Raw genomic sequence first — 15,161 nt, 5'->3', positions numbered from 1 at the left:
CTACCACTGACCTGTGGTGGTGACCAGGGACGGTGCGAAGTTCGCGGCGACCCACGCGTCGTCGTAGACGGTCATGCTGTAGGGGTCGCCGCGGTCCATGCACAGGAACGCCACCACCGGCGGCGGTCCGCTGAAGCCCTCGAAGTAGCACTCGATCGCGGAGTAGACCGCGCCCGTCGAACCGCCCGCGTAGACGCCGTGGTCGCGTACCAGGCGGCGGCAGCCGGCGACCTCCTCCAACTCGGAGACCGTCACGATCTCGGAGATGACCGCGTCCTCGACGAGCGGCGGCCGGATGCTCGACCCGATGCCCGGGATCAGGCGCCGGTGCGGCTCCGCGCCGAAGATGGCCGACCCGGCGACGTCGACGGCGACCACGACGACGTCCGGGTTGGCCTCCTTCACCCGGCGCGACAGGCCGTTGATGGTCGCGCCGGTGCCGACCCCGACGAAGAGGTAGTCGATGCGCTCCAGCTGCGCGACGATCTCGGTCCCGGTGAGCTCGTAGTGCCCGCGGGCGCCGGCCGGGTTGGAGTACTGGTCGGTCCAGTACGCGTCCTCGATCTCGCGGACCAGCTCGCCGACCCGGGCCAGCCGGCTGAGCAGGAAGCCGCCGGTCGGATCGCGCTCGGTCACCTTCTCCACCCGCCGGCACATCCGCCGCAGGGTCCGCTCGGTCATGTCGTTGATGTTCGGGTCGATGACGGGCACGAAGTCCAGGCGCAGTTCGTGGCAGTAGGTGGCCAGCGACAGGGCGAAGTTGCCCGACGAGGACTCCACCACCGTCGTCCCGGCGCGGATGGCGCCGGTGCGGACCGCGTCGCCGAGGATCCAGATCGCCGACCGGTCCTTGGCGCTGCCCGTCACGTTCGCCGACTCCAGCTTCGCGAACAGCTGCAGGCGGGCGTGGGGCAGCCGGACGACCTCGGTCGGCGTGTGACGGCTCAGGACGGCCTCGGCCCGCCGCCGCAGCGTGTCGTCCCGGCTGGACACGGCCGTCATCCCCGCGGCTGCGCCGGCTGCGTGCGGCGGGGCGCGAGGTCCGGCCAGTGGGCGGGGTCGATCCCGTGCTGGCACAGGAAGGCGTACGCGAGGCGCTCCAGCCCGAAGCCGACGCAGCCGGTGTGGACCCGGCCCGGCCCCGGCGCGGCGATCCCGAAGGCGTCGGCGAAGAACCGCTCGTGGAAGTTGAACGAGCCGACGGCGATCGTGTCGTCCTCGGTGACGTTCAGGCGCAGTTCGTACTTCAGCTCGAGCAGGCGCTGCGACCAGATGTGGTCGGCGCTGCGGCCGAGGAAGAAGGGGTCGTTCGCGACTTCGCAGAAACCCTGCAGGCCCAGCCGTTCGACGAGGGCGATCGCCGCGGACAGGAACCGCTGGCGGCAGTCGAGCACGAACTCGCGGTCGCCGACGAAGACGATCTCGCGGATCGTGAAGTCCCACAACCGTTCCAGCGTACGCCGATAGCGGGTCTCGAACCGGAACGACTTGCCGCGCGAGGTGACGACGAGCGAGGGTGAGGCCAGTGGCGCGTCGCGCAGTTGGTGGTAGGTGTGCAGGCACATGGTCGGCGGCAGGAAGTACTCGCTGCCGGCGCAGTGGGCCAGGATGTCGAGCCGGTCGCCGCCCGCGGCCTGGTCCATGAAGGACCGATAGCCGTCCACATCGGAGTGCAGGCGGGCCATGAACATCAGCTGCTGCGGGAACGACTTCAGGTAGCCCGACCGCTCCAGGACCGACAGCGGCAGCAGCGTCGGGTAGCGGTACTGCACCGCGCCGAACTCGGTGGCGGCGATGTCGAGCACGAGGGCGTCCAGCGCGTCCATCAGGCCGAGCACCGGCTCGCCGACCGCGAGCTGCCCCTCGCCGGCCTCGAACACGGCGCCGCTCGCGACGAGCTGATCGAAGGCGGTGTCGTGGAAGGCGGCCGTCCGCGGGGCCCGCCACAGTTCGCGGGCGGGCGTCGCCTGCTGGGGCAGCACGTCGTTGGCGACCACCCAGCGCAGCTTGCGGTCGAGTTCGGTGCCGTCGGCGCCGGCCGACAGCTCGACGTCGACGGCCACGACGTCCTGACCGGACCGGACGAGCGCGAAGTCGACGATGGTGTCGGAGACGAAGTAGACCCGCTTGGCCAGTTCATCGGCGAGCGCTGCGGGGACCGGCGGGTCGAGGGCGATCGTCCGCCGGCTCATCGTTCGTCCGGCCGGCTCGCCCCGGGACCGCCCGTGGATACGGAGTGCAGCACGGCGTCGCTGAGGATGTCGAGGGCGAGATCCAGCGTCGGCCGGTCGATGTTGAGCGGCGGCAGCAGCCGGACGACCTCGCCGCCCCGCCCGCCGACCTCGAGCATCAGCCCGTTCTCCAGGGCCCGGCGCTGGATGCGGCGGCCGAGGTCGCCGTCGGGCCGGCCGGAGCCGGGCTCGATCACCTCGACACCGAGCATCAGGCCGCGGCCGCGGACGTCGCCGACCTCGGGGACCTCGTCGGCCAGCGCGCCGAGCCGCTCCATCGCGTGCTTGCCCTGGGCGACGACGTTCTCCAGGATGTCGGTCTCCCGCATGACGTTGATCGCGGTCAGCCCGGCGGCGAAGGCCAGCTGGTTGCCGCGGAACGTCCCGGTGTGCGCGGCCGGCGCCCACCGGTCGAGCTTCTCGTGGTACGCGATCAGCGCGGTGGGCAGGCCGATGCCCCCGGCCGCCTTGGACATCAGCACCACGTCGGGGGTGATGCCGGCGGCCTCGAAGGCGAACCAGTGCCCGGTACGGCCGTAGCCGGTCTGGATCTCGTCGACGATGAGCGGGATGTCGAGCTCCGCGGTGACCCGGCGCAGGCCGCGCAGGAACTCGACCGACGCCGGGATGACGCCGCCCTCACCCTGGACGGCCTCGATGATCACCGCCGCCGGGCGGGGGATGCCGCTGGCCGGATCGCGCAGGACGCGCTCGACGTAATCGATGCAGCGCTGCCCGCACTCGCTCGGCTCGGCCCCCAGCGGGCACCGGTACGCGTACGGAAAAGGCAGGAAGTGCACGCCGGGCATCAGATTGGCCAGCGGCTCCTTCGGCGCGACGAATCCCGTCAGGGCCAGGGCGCTGTGCGTGCTGCCGTGGAACGCGCCGTGGAAGGCGAGGACGGTGCCGCGGCCGGTGGCCGTCTTGCAGAGCTTCAGGGCCGCGTCGACCGCGTCGGCGCCGGCCGGCCCGCAGAACTGGAACCGCACGTGCTCGCGCATCTCGGGGGGCAGCAGGGCCAGGTGCGCGTCCACGAAGTCGTACTTCACCTGGGTGGGGAAGTCCAGGCCGGTGACGAGGAGGTCGAGCTGGGCCTTGGTGGCCGCGACGACGTCGGGATGCGTGTGCCCGAGCGGCAGTACTCCCGCGGCCGTGAGGAAGTCGATGAAGACGTTGCCGTCCACGTCCTCCACATAGGATCCCTGACCGCGGCGCAATGCGACCGGCAGTCGGCGCGGATAGCTGCGGGCGTTGGACTCATGGCGCCGCTGTCGCTCCAGCAGGGCAGCCGACCGGGGGCCGGGCAACGGACCGCCAACGCGAGGGCCTCGCAGGATCGGCTCTGACGTCACCCGACAACCCCTCCGTTCCTACAGAGGTGAGGCTCGCGGCCTCGTGATCACCGTCGCTACACTATGGGACGCATCGAATGGAGTCAAGGCGTTCGGGAAGGGGCGGAGCCATGCCGGATCGACGTATCGACGAGGATGAAGAGCTGCTTTATTTCGTTGTCATGAATGCGGAAGAGCAGTATTCGGTCTGGCCCGCCGAGCAGGCGCCGCCCGCCGGCTGGGCCACGGTCGGCGTACCGCAAGGAAAGCAGCTCTGCCTGGACCACATCGAGCGAGTGTGGACGGACATGCGCCCGCTCAGTCTGCGCCGCAAGATGGGCGAGGCGTGAGCGGGTACGCGCCGCGGCTCTCGTATTGACAGGCCGCGACCTGGTGGCAAGACTGCTGCCGTGGTTGCACTGGAGATTGTCGACGTCTCGCGCTCGTTCGGCCGTGGCGACAAGGCCGTCCAAGCGCTGAAGAACGTCGATCTGACACTGGAGCCCGGCGAGACCGTCGGACTGCTGGGCGTCAACGGGGCTGGGAAGACCACGCTGCTGAAGGTGATCTCCACCCTGCTGCTGCCCACCTCCGGCACGGTCCGGGTCGCCGGCGTCGACGTCGTGAAACAGACGCGCGAAGCCCGGCGGCAGCTGTCGGTGGTGCTCGGCGGCGAACGCGGCTTCTACGGCCGGCTCAGCGCCCGCGACAACATCCGCTACTTCGGCATCCTCAGTGGCCTGTCGCACCGGGCCGCCGCGGCCCGCGGCGAGCAGGTGCTGGCGCAGGTCGGCCTGACGGAGGTCGCCGACCGGGCCGTCGAGACCTACTCCAAGGGCATGAAGCAGCGCCTGCACATCGCCAGCGGCCTGCTGACCACGCCCAAGCTGCTCATGCTGGACGAGCCGACGGTGGGCCTGGACCCCATCGAAGCCGAGCACGTCCGCGAGGCCGTCGCGCAGCTGCGCGACAGCGGCGTGACGATCCTGCTGACCAGCCACTACATGGTCGACATCGAGCGGCTCGCCCGCCGGGTCGTCATCCTGCAGGCCGGTCAGCTCACCCACGACCTGCCGCTCGAACGCCTCCTCGAACAGGCCACCTCGGCCGCCGAGGTCAACGTGTCGGGGGCGGGCGTCCCGCCGCTGACCAACGGGGAGGTCATGGACGGCGTCCGGGTCGTGCGCAGCGGCCCGCTGGACGGCGGCTGGAACGTGACCTTCGAGGTACGCGACTGGTCCCCGGCGTCCCTGCGCGCGCTGGCCGATCTGTGGCCGCAGGCCGAAGTCGGCGACGTACGCGTCCTGCCGGCCAACCTGGAGCGCGTCTTCGCGCAGCTGACCCGATGACCGCCGCCCTCCGCGTCTTCTTCGCCTCCGCCGTCGTCCAGCTGCGTACGCAGCGCTCACTGGTCCTGGTCATCATCGGCATCGTGCAGCCCGCGGTGTTCCTCGCCGTGACGCTGCTGGCCCGCGGCCCCGCCAGCCAGGTCCAGCCGGCCGCGCTGGCGCTGGGCATCTGCGTCGTCGGGCTCTGGGGCGCCACGATCTGGCAGACCGGTTTCGTCCTGCGCGGCGAGCAGTCCGAGGGCACCCTCGCCCCGGTCCTGTCCCGCCCGGCGAGCCTCGGCGCGGTGCTCGCCGGCAAAGCGGCCGCGTCGACGATCCGCTCGGCCCTGTTCGTCGTGCCGACGATCGTCGTGGCGATGCTCGTCTCCCGCGAACCGGTGCCCGTGAAGGACCCGCTCGCCCTGGTCGCCGCCGCCCTCGCGGTCCTGGTCAGCGCGGCCGTCTTCGGCCTGCTCGTCAGCTGCCTGTTCGTGCTGACCCGCGCCGCGTACCGGATCGCCGAGGCGGCCGCGTACCCGGTGTTCATCCTCGGCGGCCTGGTCGTCCCGCCGTCCCTGCTGCCGGACTGGCTGCACCCGATCTCGTGGATCGTCTCGCTGCACTGGGGAGCCGAACTGCTGCGCGCCGCCGCGGCCGGCACCGCCGTGCCCGCCAACGCGTGGCCGATGCTCGCCGCGACCACCGCCGCCTACGGCGTACTGGCCGCCTGGCTCTTCGAACGGATGGTGAACCGTGTCCGCCGAGACGGCACCCTCGAGCTTTACTGACCGCCGCCGGGCCCGGGTGGCCGGCTACGGCTTCGCCGCCCTCATCTCGGTGCGCAACTACGCGAGCCTCTACCCGCCGAGCATCATGCTGCTCACCATCGTCCCGCGCGTCCTGCTGCAGACCGCGTTCGTCGCGTACCTCGGCTACTACGCGGCAGGCGTACCGGGGCGTACCTTCGCCTTCATCGGCGCCGCCTGCCAGATCATGACGACGGCCACCGTCGCCAAGGGGGCCGACGCGATCCTCGACGAGCGCGTCCACGGCACCATGTACCGGGTCCGGCTCGGCGTCCTCGCCGTTCCCGGCACGATCGCCGCCCGCTGGCTGGTCTACGCGGCGGAGGGCTTCGGCGCGTCGATGACCGCGATCCTCGTGCTGGCCGTCCCGTTCGGCGGCACCCACCTGCTGCTGCACCTGCTCGCGGCGACCCCGCTGGTCGCCCTGCTCGCCCTGACCACCAGCGCGTTCGGGCTCGCGGTCGGATCGTTCGCGCTGTCCTACCGGGCCGACGTCCTCATCGTCAACTTCGCCACCTACGCCATGCTCCTGCTCTGCGGCGTGGCCGCGCCGACCACCGTGTTCACCGTCGGCGGCATCAACCTGCCGCGGTTCCTCCCGCTCACCAACGGACTTCTCGCCGTACGCGCAGTCGTCGACGGCCGGCCGTGGCTGGGCGACGCGGCACTGGAGGTACTCGTCGGAGGAGCGTGGGCGGTCGTGGCGATCCTCCTGCTGGCCCGCCAGGACCGCCGGGCACGACGGCTCGGCGCCGACGACCTTCTCTGAAGCACATACAGCGGTGTGGTGTCCGCCGTCAGGGAAGCCGCGACGGCTGGTCGGCCCTCGGCGGGCAGCTGGTTTCACTTCACCGCGCGCAGGCCGTTCCGCTGGAAGATGAGCGAGCGCAATGCGTTCTCCGCGTCGGTGTCCGCCGGAGTGATGACCGAGAGCCGCTGATCGGATCCATCCTGGACGGCCAGCACGTCGTAGCGCAGGGTCATGATCCCGGCGGTGGGATGCAGGACGCGTTTGGTCCCGTTCGTACGCTTCTCCACGGTCTGGTCGTCCCACCAGGTGGCGAATTCGGTGCTCCTGCGGCGTAGTTCGCCGATCAGGGCCCGCAGCCGCGGATCGTCCGGGTGCCGGGTCAGGTTGGCTCGCAGATTGCCCACGTACTCGCGGGCGATCCGGGTCCAATCCAGCTGGAAGTCGCGGGCGGCGGGATCGAGGAAGAGCGGTTCCGCGGTATTCGTCCCCACCGCGAAGCCCGGGCCGAACAGGGCCACCGCCGCCGCGTTGTACGCGAGGACGTCGAACCGGAAGTCCAGGATCCAGGCGGGGGTCGTCGGCATGCTGTGCAGCAGCGCCCGCAGGGACTGGCTCGCCGGGGCCGACACGTGCGGGGGAGGCGGCGCTTCGCCCCGGGCGATCAGGTGCAGATGGTGGCGTTCGGCCGCGGACAGCTTCAGAGCCTGGCCCACCGCGTCCAGGACGGCGGTGCCGGGGACGCCGACCCGGCCCTGCTCCAACCGGATGTACCAGTCGATGCTGACGGCCGCGAGCTGCGCGACCTCCTGGCGCCGCAGGCCCGGCGTCCGGCGGCGGCCGATGTCCGGGAGGCCCACGTCCGCCGGTCGCACGCGCGACCGCATCGCCCGCAGGAACGCGGACAGTTCGGGCCGGTTCGTGGCTCTGGGCGCTGGCACCGTCCCAGTCTGCTACGTGGCGTTGCCGCGCGTCGACCATGGAAGGTGGCACTGCGAGCACCAGGATGCCCAGGATCTCCCTGCCCGCTGTCGCGGGTCGCAGGCTTACCGGCGTTCGCAGTCCACCCATTCGAGGAGCGCAATCGCCATGACTGCCGCCAACAACCCGTTCGCCCGTCTCGCGCAGGTGCCGAGCTTCGAGGTCGAGAGCACCGCGGTCGCCGACGGCCGGCCCCTGCTCCTGCCGCAGATGTCCGGTGCTTTCGGCATCCCCGGCGGCCGGGACATCTCCCCGGACCTGACCTGGTCCGGCGCGCCCGACGGCACCAGGAGCTTCGCGGTGACCGTCTTCGACGCCGACGCCCCGTCGATGTCGGGCTTCTGGCACTGGGCCGTCGCCAACATCCCCGCCACCGTGACGGCACTGCCCGCAGGAGCCGGCGACGCCGCAGGATCAGGATTGCCGCAGGGGGCGATCCAACTGCCGAACGACGCCCGCCTGCCGCAGTACATCGGCGCGGCCCCGCCCGCCGGCCACGGGCGGCACCGTTACTTCATCACCGTGCACGCCCTCGATGTCGAGGACATCGGCGTGTCCACCGAAGGCACTCCCGCCGTCTTCACCGTCATCATGGAGGGCCACACGCTCGGCCGCGCCACCATCGTGGCCACCGCCGAGACGCCCGCCTGAGGATCACTCCCCATGCACGAAAGGGCGGATCAAGCGGTCCGCCCTTCACACAGGCACTCGACCCGAACCGGCGACGGTCATGACGCTCAACTGACCTGGATCTTCACGTCCATCCCCAGCTCCTTGTGGCCGGGGATGGAGCACCACAGCTCGTAGGTGCCCGGCTGCAGGGTCGCCGTGAGCGGGGCGGTGTCCCCGGGCTGCAGGGTCGGCGTCGACTGCTGGGTCACACCGGGTCCGGCGATCGTCAGGTCGTGCGGCATCGTTCCGGCGTTCTGCGCCTCGAACGTGTACACGCCCGGAGCGAACGTCATCGTGGACAGACTGATGGAGTACTCCTTCTCGGTCGCCGTCACCTTCGTCCCGGCCACCGAGGCCGAGGTGGCCGGCGTATTTCCGCCGCTGCCGCCGGTGTCCGAGCTTCCGCCGCAGCCCACGACCAGCATCGCCGTGCCCACCAGGGCGCACAGCAACGCCGTGGACCTGCCTCGTAGCGCTCCCATGGCGACCCCCGTCGATGCTCATGCGCTCCTCGGAGACAATCTACGACGGCGGGAGGCTTTGTGTGCCTTTACTCCGTTATCGGGAAGGGCTGCGGGACGGTTGGCACATATCCTGTGGCCTTCTCCCGGCCGGACTGCCACGGTCGGGGAGCGGCTTCACGCCTTGACCCGGGTGAGTTTGAGCTTCGTGGTGGTCGACGGGTCGAGCGAGCACGAGTACGCCATCGTGGTGAAGGTGTCGGCTCCGGAGTCCTGCTGTTCCAACTCCGTGCCCGTTACTGCTCGCCACTGACCCTCCACATGAGACGTGTCTGAGGGGATTGTGTAGAGGTTCAGCCGCCGTGGCCATCGGTTTCGCCGACTGCCGGTGAATGTCTGATAGATCAAGCAATCGATCGGCCGAGGGCGGTCGAGTGGCCGTGGGCCAGATGTCCTGAATGGACAGATATGCGCCGCGTGTAGCTCGGCCGAGCTACACGCAAGTGTCCGCCCAGCGGTGACGTTTTCCGTCGTGAAGATCCGTAGTTTTCTTCTCAGCCGCGGCGGCGTGCCGCGGTTCTGCGAAGGGTGTGTCATGCGGTTCTTTCTCCAGCTCGTCACGGTGGTCGTGGCCTCGTTCCTGGCCGGTCAGGCGGTCCGTCTGGCGGACGGCAGTGTCTGGCTTTCGCTGGCGGTAGGTGTGGTCGTCGCGTGCCTTGCGATGGCGGCCTACTACGGCGTGGTCAGGGCCACCGAGAAACGTCAGGTGACCGAGGCGTCCGGTCGGGAGGCAGCGTCCGGGCTGATCAAAGGCACGCTGCTGGGCGTCGCGATCTTCGCGGCGGTGATCGGAGTGATCGCGGTCAGCGGCGGCTACCGGATCGTCGGGCTCGGCGACGACCCGTTCAACGCGGTGGGCCTGATCGGGTTGATGGCGGTGGCCGCGACGACCGAGGAGCTGGTCTTCCGGGGCGTGCTGTTCCGGCATCTGGAGAAGCTCACCGGTACCTGGGTGGCTCTTCTGGCGTCCGCGCTGGTGTTCGGCGGCCTGCACCTGGTCAACAAGGACGCCACGTTGTGGGGCGCGCTCTGCGTCGCGATCGCCGGTGGCGGCTTGCTGACCTCCTCGTACGTCGCCACCCGCAGCCTGTGGCTGCCGATCGGCCTGCATTTCGGCTGGAACTACGCGCAGTCCGCGATCTTCGGCTCCGAGGTCTCCGGAAGTGGCGCACAGCAAGCGATCCTGGATTCGCAGTCGACCGGTAACGCGCTCATCAGCGGTGGCCAGTTCGGACCGGAGGCGAGCATCTTCACCGTGCTGGCCGGCGTTCTGGCCACGGCGGCGTTCCTGTGGCTGGCCCGCCGGCGCGGCAACCTGGTGCCGATGCGTCGCAAAGCCGGGCCCACCGGGCTGGGCCGGCCCGCCGAGCCTGCCTCTAAACTCGCCCAGTGACCAGCCTCGCCGATCTACGGGACCGGTGGCGCCGTCTTGACGTCACCGTCCAAGACCTCCCCCTCGCGCTCCTGCTCACCGCAGTGGCCCTGGTCCCGGTCTGGCACGGGCACGGCACCCAGCTCGCCGACCTGGTGCCGGCCCGGCCGTTCGACGGCTGGGGCGTGCTGGCGATCACCGTCGAATGCCTGCCGCTGGCGATGCGCCGCAAACGCCCGATGACCAGTCTGGTCCTGGTGTTCACCGGCTTCACGGCCGACCAGCTCTGCGGTTGGAACACGCTCGGCGGCACCGCCCTGTCGCTCGCGCTGTTCAGTGCGGGCATCCACCTGGCGCACCACCGTCGGGCGACGGTGATCGCGGCGTCGGTCGGCTACCTCGCGTTGGCTGGCGTACTGGCTCGCATGGGGCAACTCGGTTTCGACTCGGCGCTGCTGTTCTACGCGGTGCTGGCCTCGATGTGGGCGGTGGGGGCCGGGTTGCGGCGCAACCGGCTGGCCGAGATGGAGCACCGCCGGCATGTGGCGGAGGCGGCGCGGGCCGCCGAACGTACGCGGATCGCGCGGGAACTGCACGACGTGGTGACCCACCATGTGACCGCGATGGTGGTGCAGGCCGAGGCGGCGCGGTACCTGACCGCGGCACCGGAGCGGCTTGACGAGGCGCTGACCGCGGTGTCGGACACCGGCCGGTACGCGATCGCCGACCTGCGGCACCTGCTCGACCTGCTCAACCCCGTTCATGGCGATGAGCTGCGGGCGCTGGTCGAGCAGACCCGCCGGGCCGGGCAGCCGGTGGAGTTGGTGGAGCAGGGCAGGTCGCCGGACACCCAAGGCGGCACGGACGCCACCGTCTACCGCGTCGCGCGGGAGGCTTTGACGAACGCCCTCAAGTACGACTACGGCGCGCGGACCAGCGTCACGGTGCGCTACGGGGTGGGGGAGATCGACGTGTGGGTCAGCACGGACGGATCAGGGTCGGGTACGGCGTCACCCGGTGGAAGCGGCCGCGGCCTGGCCGGGTTGCGTGAGCGCGTCGGTACGCTGGGCGGCGACTTCACCGCGGGCCCGCGGGCCGAGGGCGGTTTCCTGGTCACCGCACGGATCCCGGTCGGGGTGGGCGCGTGATCCGGGTGCTGGTCTGTGACGATCAGCCGTTGATCCGGACCGGCTTCGCCACGATCATCGACGCCCAGCCGGACATGGCGGTGGTCGGCGACTGCGGCGACGGCCACACCGCGGTCGCGCTCGCCCGCGAACTCGAACCGGACGTGGTGGTGATGGACCTGCGCATGCCGGGCCTGGGCGGCATCGAGGCCACCGCCCAGCTGGCCGGCGCAGGCGTACCGCATCCGGTCAAGGTGCTGGTCGTGACGACGTTCAACCTCGACGAGTACGTCTACGAGTCGCTACGGGCCGGTGCCAGCGGCTTCCTGCTCAAGGACGCCCCGCCGGCGCAGTTGCTGCACGGCATCCGCACCGTGGCGGCCGGTGCGGCGCTGCTCGCCCCCGAGGTCACCCGCCAGCTCGTCGGCCGGTACGCGGCCCGGATCCGCCCGACCGCGAACACCCCCGACGACATGCCGTTGAGCGCACGCGAACTGGAGGTGCTGTGCCTCATCGCGAACGGCCTGTCCAATAGCGAGATCGCGGCGACCCTGGTGATCAGCCACGAGACGGTCAAGACGTACGTCTCGCGGATCCTCACCAAGCTGGACCTGCGCGACCGGGTCCAGGCCGTGGTGTACGCGTACCGCCGGGGTCTGGTCACCTGACCGCGCCACCAGCAATCAGATCTGGTTGTTCTCCTGGAAGTCGACGATCGCCTCGCCGTTGTCCCGTGCCCAGTCGGTGAGCACCTTGATCGGCTCGACCAGGGTGGTGCCGAGTTCGGTGAGGCTGTACTCGACCCGGGGCGGCGCTTCGGCGTACGCGTGTCGTTCGACCAGGCCGTAGTTCTGCAGCCGGCGCAGCGTCTGGGTGAGGACCTTGCGGGAGATGCCACCGATGAGTTCGGCCAGATCGCTCGGCCGTTGCGGTTCGAGGCTGAGCGCGAACAGCACGATCACCACCCATTTCTCGGCGATGATCTCGACTGCCAGGCGGGTGGGGCAGTCGGCGAGGAAGACCTGTCCAGGGGTGTTGTGCACAAGGTCAAAAGTTACCAGCAGGTTCCTATCGGCTCCGTAGCGTTGCTTTCGAACCCCACTGGAAGCAGAAGGAGCCAGCCATGCCACGGGTAGTCGTGTTCGATGAGACCGGCGGTCCGGAAGTCCTGCGCATCGTCGAGGAGCCGGTCGTCGAACCCGCTGCGGGCGAGGTACTCGTCCGGATCGAGGCCTTCGCCGTCAACCCGCTCGACCAGATGGTCCGCGCGGGCCAGTCCCCGCGGCCGGTGCAGCTGCCGCGCGCCCGGCTGGGTATCGAGGGAACCGGTGTCATCGACGCGCTGGGTCCCGGCGTCACCGGGCTGTCGGTCGGCGATCCTGTCATCCTCGCCGCTCTTCCCGACTTCGCGACCAGGGGCGCCTACGCCGAGTACGTCACGGTATCGGCGAACCAGGTGATACCCCGGCCCGCCGGACTGTCCGTCGCCGACGCGGCCGCGTTCTGGGTCACGTACTTCACCGCGTACGGCGCGCTTGTCGAGCGGGCCGGGATGCGGCCTGGTGACCATGTGCTGATCACCGCGGCGTCGGGCGGTGTCGGCCGAGCCGCGATCCAGATAGCCAACCAGGTCGGTGCCGTTCCGATCGCGGTCACCCGGCACACCTCGAAACTTCAGAGCCTGATCGCCGCCGGTGCCGCCGCGGCCATCGCCACCGACCGCGAGGACGTGGCCGAGGCCACCCGGCGGCACACCGCCGGGGCAGGCGCCGACATCATCCTGGACGCCGTCATGGGCCCGGGCCTGGCCGAACTGTCCCTGGCCGCCCGGCTCGGCGGCACTCTGGCCGTCGTGGGCTGGCTGGACCCGAGGCCGGCCTCCTTCCCGGCGAACCCGTCGCTGACCATCCACCGCTACATGTCATTCGCGGACATGGCCGATCCGCAGACCGTCACGCGCGTCGCCGCCTTCCTGGCCGCGGGCGTACGTACCGGCGTACTGCGGCCCACGATCGACAGGGTGTTCGGCCTGGAGGAGATCGTCGAAGCGCATCGCTACCTGGAGAAGGGAACGCCAGCTGGCAAGATCATCGTGACGGTATGACGCCGCCCCGACACCGCCGAGGCGGTCGCCGTCACCGTCACGCCACGATCCTCAAGATGGCGCCACGATGCTCAAGATGATCGCTTCGGCGCGGAACGGTTCGGCAAGCTCAAAAATTCTTCGACGGCAGGTGCACCCAGGGCGAGGCTACTGAGTCGATAGTGGTACCCCGACCCTATTCCCAAGGAGCCGTCGAGCGTGAGCCTGCTCAAGGACCACCCGGTCACCGACGACGCGACGTTCGCCGAGTTCGTCGCCAGCCGGTCGGCCCGGTTGCTGCACCTGGCGTACCTGCTGACGCGGGACTGGGCGCTGGCGGAGGATCTGCTGCAGACCTCGCTCGCGAAGTCCTGGTCGGCGTGGCGGCGGGTCGAGGGCGACCCGGAGCCGTACGTGCGGCGCGTCCTCGTCAACACCTACTCGCGCTGGTGGCGGCAGCGGTGGCTGCACGAGCGGCCGTCGGAGAGTCTGCCTGAGAGCGCGGCGGAGCAGGCCGGGACACTGGAGGACCGCGACCTCATGATGCGCGCGCTGGGCCGACTGCCCAGACAGCAGCGCGCGGTACTGGTGCTGCGCTACTACGAGGACCTGTCCGAGGCGGAGATCGCCGACACGCTCGGCATCTCGCCGGGAACGGTGAAGAGCCACGCGCACAAGGCGATGGCCAGCCTCCGCGTCGACCCCGACATCGCCGCCGCGGCGTTCGGCGCCGACGTCGAGCCTCCGGCCGGCGGCTCGCGGGTCGTCGCCGTCCGTCAGCGGGTCGAGCAGCGCCGCCGTCGGCGGATCGCCGTGGCCGGTGCGTGCGCCGTCGTTATGGCTCTCCTTCTCGCGTACGCGTTGAGCACGACCTCCCGTCACGCGCCGACCCCCGCGCAGACGCCGTCGCCGTCACCTACGAGCCAGGCGTTCGGGGACTACGGCGACGGCCTGCATTTCAGCTCGACGGCACTGCTGTCGAGCGAGAGCCGGCAGGCGTCGTTGGTGTGGAAGATCCCGCCGGGCGATGTCCACATGCACGTGAGGTTCAGCGTCCCCGCGCACAGCGGGGTAGTTGTAGTGATGACGTTCAACGGCGCCGCGACGCCGCTCACGCTCAACGGCAGCGGGGACACGGAGGCGGGCATGGTCCTCCCCGCCGCGTATCGCGCGACGTACGGGATTCCCGCGGATGGAGCCATCTCCGTCGTGCTACGACTTACGGGGGAGACCGATGACGAACCGCTTGATTCCCGTCCGCGTAGGCCCGCGGTGCCGCCCGGTACTCAGGTGGCGTTGGCCTTTACCGAGCCGGTGGCGTGGGCGAGTTATCCGTTCCCGGCGCGGCCGGCGGTCTTGCGAGGGCTGCCCGCGATCGCGGAGCGCTTCACCGGGGTGGTCATCGAGTCGATCCCTGGAGACCCGGGCGCGCCGGTGTCCGTCACGGCGGAGTGGCCGGGGGTGCTGGACGACAGCGTGGGTGTCTGCTGGAGTATGCAGACTCCGGGAACGCTGCATGTCACGGCGAACGGCAAACCGGCATTGACGTTGACCAGGTGGGATTACGACAGCGAGAAAACGGTGAGTTACGTGACGTTCGCCATGCCGCCGTCGACCGGCAACCGGCTCACGGTCGTCGTCACTCCGGAGGTGGTCAGCGGCGCCTGGCGGGTGTGGGTGCCGTTCGCCGTGACCTGCTGACCGGAGCGGCCGGGTGTGGGATCGGCTGGAACCAACAGGGTCGTTCGCCGACCGGCGTACGCGCACGATCCCACCCCATGACCGTGTCTCCAGTCGACCTCCATCACATCGGTGGCTGTTCGCATCGTGGCTGTCCGCTGACGACAAGCGTCGACCATCCGAGGTCGGCCACGCCGAGTCGTCGCGCCGCACCGACCGGCCCGCCGCGCCGGCGCGTGGAGATCTTGACTCAATGTGGACGGTCAAAATATGGTCACGAC

Annotated in this window: 16 protein-coding genes; 10 read left to right on the top strand and 6 right to left on the bottom strand. The window is 70.2% G+C overall.

Features of this window, described 5'->3' with window-relative positions; translation table 11 throughout:
• Genes sbnA through G401_RS43110 form a run of 3 tightly spaced genes read right to left on the bottom strand, consistent with a single transcriptional unit; the run spans position 1 to position 3,583 of the window.
• Complete coding sequence (gene sbnA, locus G401_RS43115) at positions 1-993, bottom strand: 2,3-diaminopropionate biosynthesis protein SbnA (RefSeq protein WP_211240660.1); 993 nt, start codon at positions 991-993, stop codon at positions 1-3.
• A 5-nt stretch (positions 994-998) separates the two neighbouring features.
• Positions 999-2,192, bottom strand: a complete 1,194-nt coding sequence (locus G401_RS0103140) for a class-II aminoacyl-tRNA synthetase family protein (protein ID WP_027341357.1) — start codon at positions 2,190-2,192, stop codon at positions 999-1,001.
• Positions 2,189-3,583: a diaminobutyrate--2-oxoglutarate transaminase family protein gene (locus G401_RS43110; protein ID WP_084556768.1), complete on the bottom strand. Its 1,395-nt coding sequence runs from the start codon at positions 3,581-3,583 to the stop codon at positions 2,189-2,191. The genes G401_RS0103140 and G401_RS43110 overlap by 4 nt, the downstream gene beginning before the upstream one ends.
• 110 nt (positions 3,584-3,693) lie before the next feature.
• On the opposite strand from G401_RS43110, the gene G401_RS0103130 reads away from it, so the two are divergent.
• Genes G401_RS0103130 through G401_RS0103115 form a run of 4 tightly spaced genes read left to right on the top strand, consistent with a single transcriptional unit; the run spans position 3,694 to position 6,465 of the window.
• Complete coding sequence (locus G401_RS0103130; protein ID WP_034590627.1) at positions 3,694-3,912, top strand: MbtH family protein; 219 nt, start codon at positions 3,694-3,696, stop codon at positions 3,910-3,912.
• 60 nt (positions 3,913-3,972) lie between these two features.
• Complete coding sequence (locus G401_RS0103125; protein WP_027341355.1) at positions 3,973-4,911, top strand: ABC transporter ATP-binding protein; 939 nt, start codon at positions 3,973-3,975, stop codon at positions 4,909-4,911.
• Positions 4,908-5,678 carry an ABC transporter permease gene (locus G401_RS0103120; RefSeq protein ID WP_027341354.1) on the top strand — a complete coding sequence of 257 codons (771 nt, stop codon included), beginning with the start codon at positions 4,908-4,910 and terminating at the stop codon, positions 5,676-5,678. Before G401_RS0103125 ends, G401_RS0103120 begins: the two co-directional genes overlap by 4 nt.
• Complete coding sequence (locus tag G401_RS0103115; RefSeq protein WP_157545251.1) at positions 5,644-6,465, top strand: ABC transporter permease; 822 nt, start codon at positions 5,644-5,646, stop codon at positions 6,463-6,465. The genes G401_RS0103120 and G401_RS0103115 overlap by 35 nt, the downstream gene beginning before the upstream one ends.
• A gap of 74 nt (positions 6,466-6,539) precedes the next feature.
• On the opposite strand, the gene G401_RS0103110 is transcribed toward G401_RS0103115, so the two are convergent.
• Positions 6,540-7,385 carry a helix-turn-helix transcriptional regulator gene (locus G401_RS0103110; RefSeq protein ID WP_027341352.1) on the bottom strand — a complete coding sequence of 282 codons (846 nt, stop codon included), beginning with the start codon at positions 7,383-7,385 and terminating at the stop codon, positions 6,540-6,542.
• Positions 7,386-7,533: 148 nt separating this feature from the next.
• On the opposite strand from G401_RS0103110, the gene G401_RS0103105 reads away from it, so the two are divergent.
• Positions 7,534-8,076, top strand: a complete 543-nt coding sequence (locus G401_RS0103105) for a YbhB/YbcL family Raf kinase inhibitor-like protein (protein WP_034590626.1) — start codon at positions 7,534-7,536, stop codon at positions 8,074-8,076.
• Between the two features lie 86 nt (positions 8,077-8,162).
• On the opposite strand, the gene G401_RS52285 is transcribed toward G401_RS0103105, so the two are convergent.
• Complete coding sequence (locus G401_RS52285) at positions 8,163-8,579, bottom strand: cupredoxin domain-containing protein (protein WP_157545249.1); 417 nt, start codon at positions 8,577-8,579, stop codon at positions 8,163-8,165.
• A gap of 607 nt (positions 8,580-9,186) precedes the next feature.
• Between G401_RS52285 and G401_RS0103090 the strand changes: the two genes are divergently transcribed.
• The 3 genes from G401_RS0103090 to G401_RS0103080 are packed head-to-tail and all read left to right on the top strand — an operon-like array spanning position 9,187 to position 11,785.
• On the top strand, positions 9,187-10,011 hold the full coding sequence (locus G401_RS0103090; protein ID WP_245601592.1) for a CPBP family intramembrane glutamic endopeptidase: 825 nt from the start codon (positions 9,187-9,189) through the stop codon (positions 10,009-10,011).
• A complete protein-coding gene (locus tag G401_RS0103085) occupies positions 10,008-11,138 on the top strand; it encodes a sensor histidine kinase (RefSeq protein ID WP_027341349.1) in 1,131 nt (376 codons plus the stop codon). The genes G401_RS0103090 and G401_RS0103085 overlap by 4 nt, the downstream gene beginning before the upstream one ends.
• The gene (locus G401_RS0103080) at positions 11,135-11,785 is read left to right on the top strand and encodes a response regulator (RefSeq protein WP_034590623.1); all 651 of its coding nucleotides are present in this window, start codon (positions 11,135-11,137) and stop codon (positions 11,783-11,785) included. The genes G401_RS0103085 and G401_RS0103080 overlap by 4 nt, the downstream gene beginning before the upstream one ends.
• Before the next feature lie 15 nt (positions 11,786-11,800).
• Here G401_RS0103080 and G401_RS0103075 read toward each other — a convergent pair whose 3' ends face one another.
• Positions 11,801-12,160 (bottom strand): winged helix-turn-helix transcriptional regulator, encoded by a 360-nt coding sequence (locus G401_RS0103075; RefSeq protein ID WP_027341347.1) that lies wholly within the window; start codon positions 12,158-12,160, stop codon positions 11,801-11,803.
• An 80-nt stretch (positions 12,161-12,240) separates the two neighbouring features.
• Here G401_RS0103075 and G401_RS0103070 point away from each other — a divergent pair, with 80 nt between their 5' ends.
• Positions 12,241-13,221: a zinc-dependent alcohol dehydrogenase family protein gene (locus G401_RS0103070; protein WP_027341346.1), complete on the top strand. Its 981-nt coding sequence runs from the start codon at positions 12,241-12,243 to the stop codon at positions 13,219-13,221.
• 198 nt (positions 13,222-13,419) lie between these two features.
• A complete protein-coding gene (locus G401_RS54030) occupies positions 13,420-14,901 on the top strand; it encodes a SigE family RNA polymerase sigma factor (protein WP_064741668.1) in 1,482 nt (493 codons plus the stop codon).
• Positions 14,902-15,161 lie beyond the last annotated feature (260 nt).

It is taken from the genome of Hamadaea tsunoensis DSM 44101, assembly GCF_000428945.1.
GTDB lineage: Bacteria > Actinomycetota > Actinomycetes > Mycobacteriales > Micromonosporaceae > Hamadaea > Hamadaea tsunoensis.
The sequence above is the reverse complement of the archived record's forward strand: the minus strand, read 5'-3'. Positions and strand labels throughout refer to the sequence as shown.

Bases quoted from the DNA above. Each gene is read 5' to 3' on its own strand.
- G401_RS0103140 (WP_027341357.1), bottom strand. From the start codon at position 2,192: ATGAGCCGGCGGACGATCGCCCTCGACCCGCCGGTCCCCGCAGCGCTC.
- G401_RS0103130 (WP_034590627.1), top strand. From the start codon at position 3,694: ATGCCGGATCGACGTATCGACGAGGATGAAGAGCTGCTTTATTTCGTT.
- G401_RS0103120 (WP_027341354.1), top strand. From the start codon at position 4,908: ATGACCGCCGCCCTCCGCGTCTTCTTCGCCTCCGCCGTCGTCCAGCTG.
- G401_RS0103105 (WP_034590626.1), top strand. From the start codon at position 7,534: ATGACTGCCGCCAACAACCCGTTCGCCCGTCTCGCGCAGGTGCCGAGC.
- G401_RS52285 (WP_157545249.1), bottom strand. From the start codon at position 8,579: ATGGGAGCGCTACGAGGCAGGTCCACGGCGTTGCTGTGCGCCCTGGTG.
- G401_RS0103070 (WP_027341346.1), top strand. From the start codon at position 12,241: ATGCCACGGGTAGTCGTGTTCGATGAGACCGGCGGTCCGGAAGTCCTG.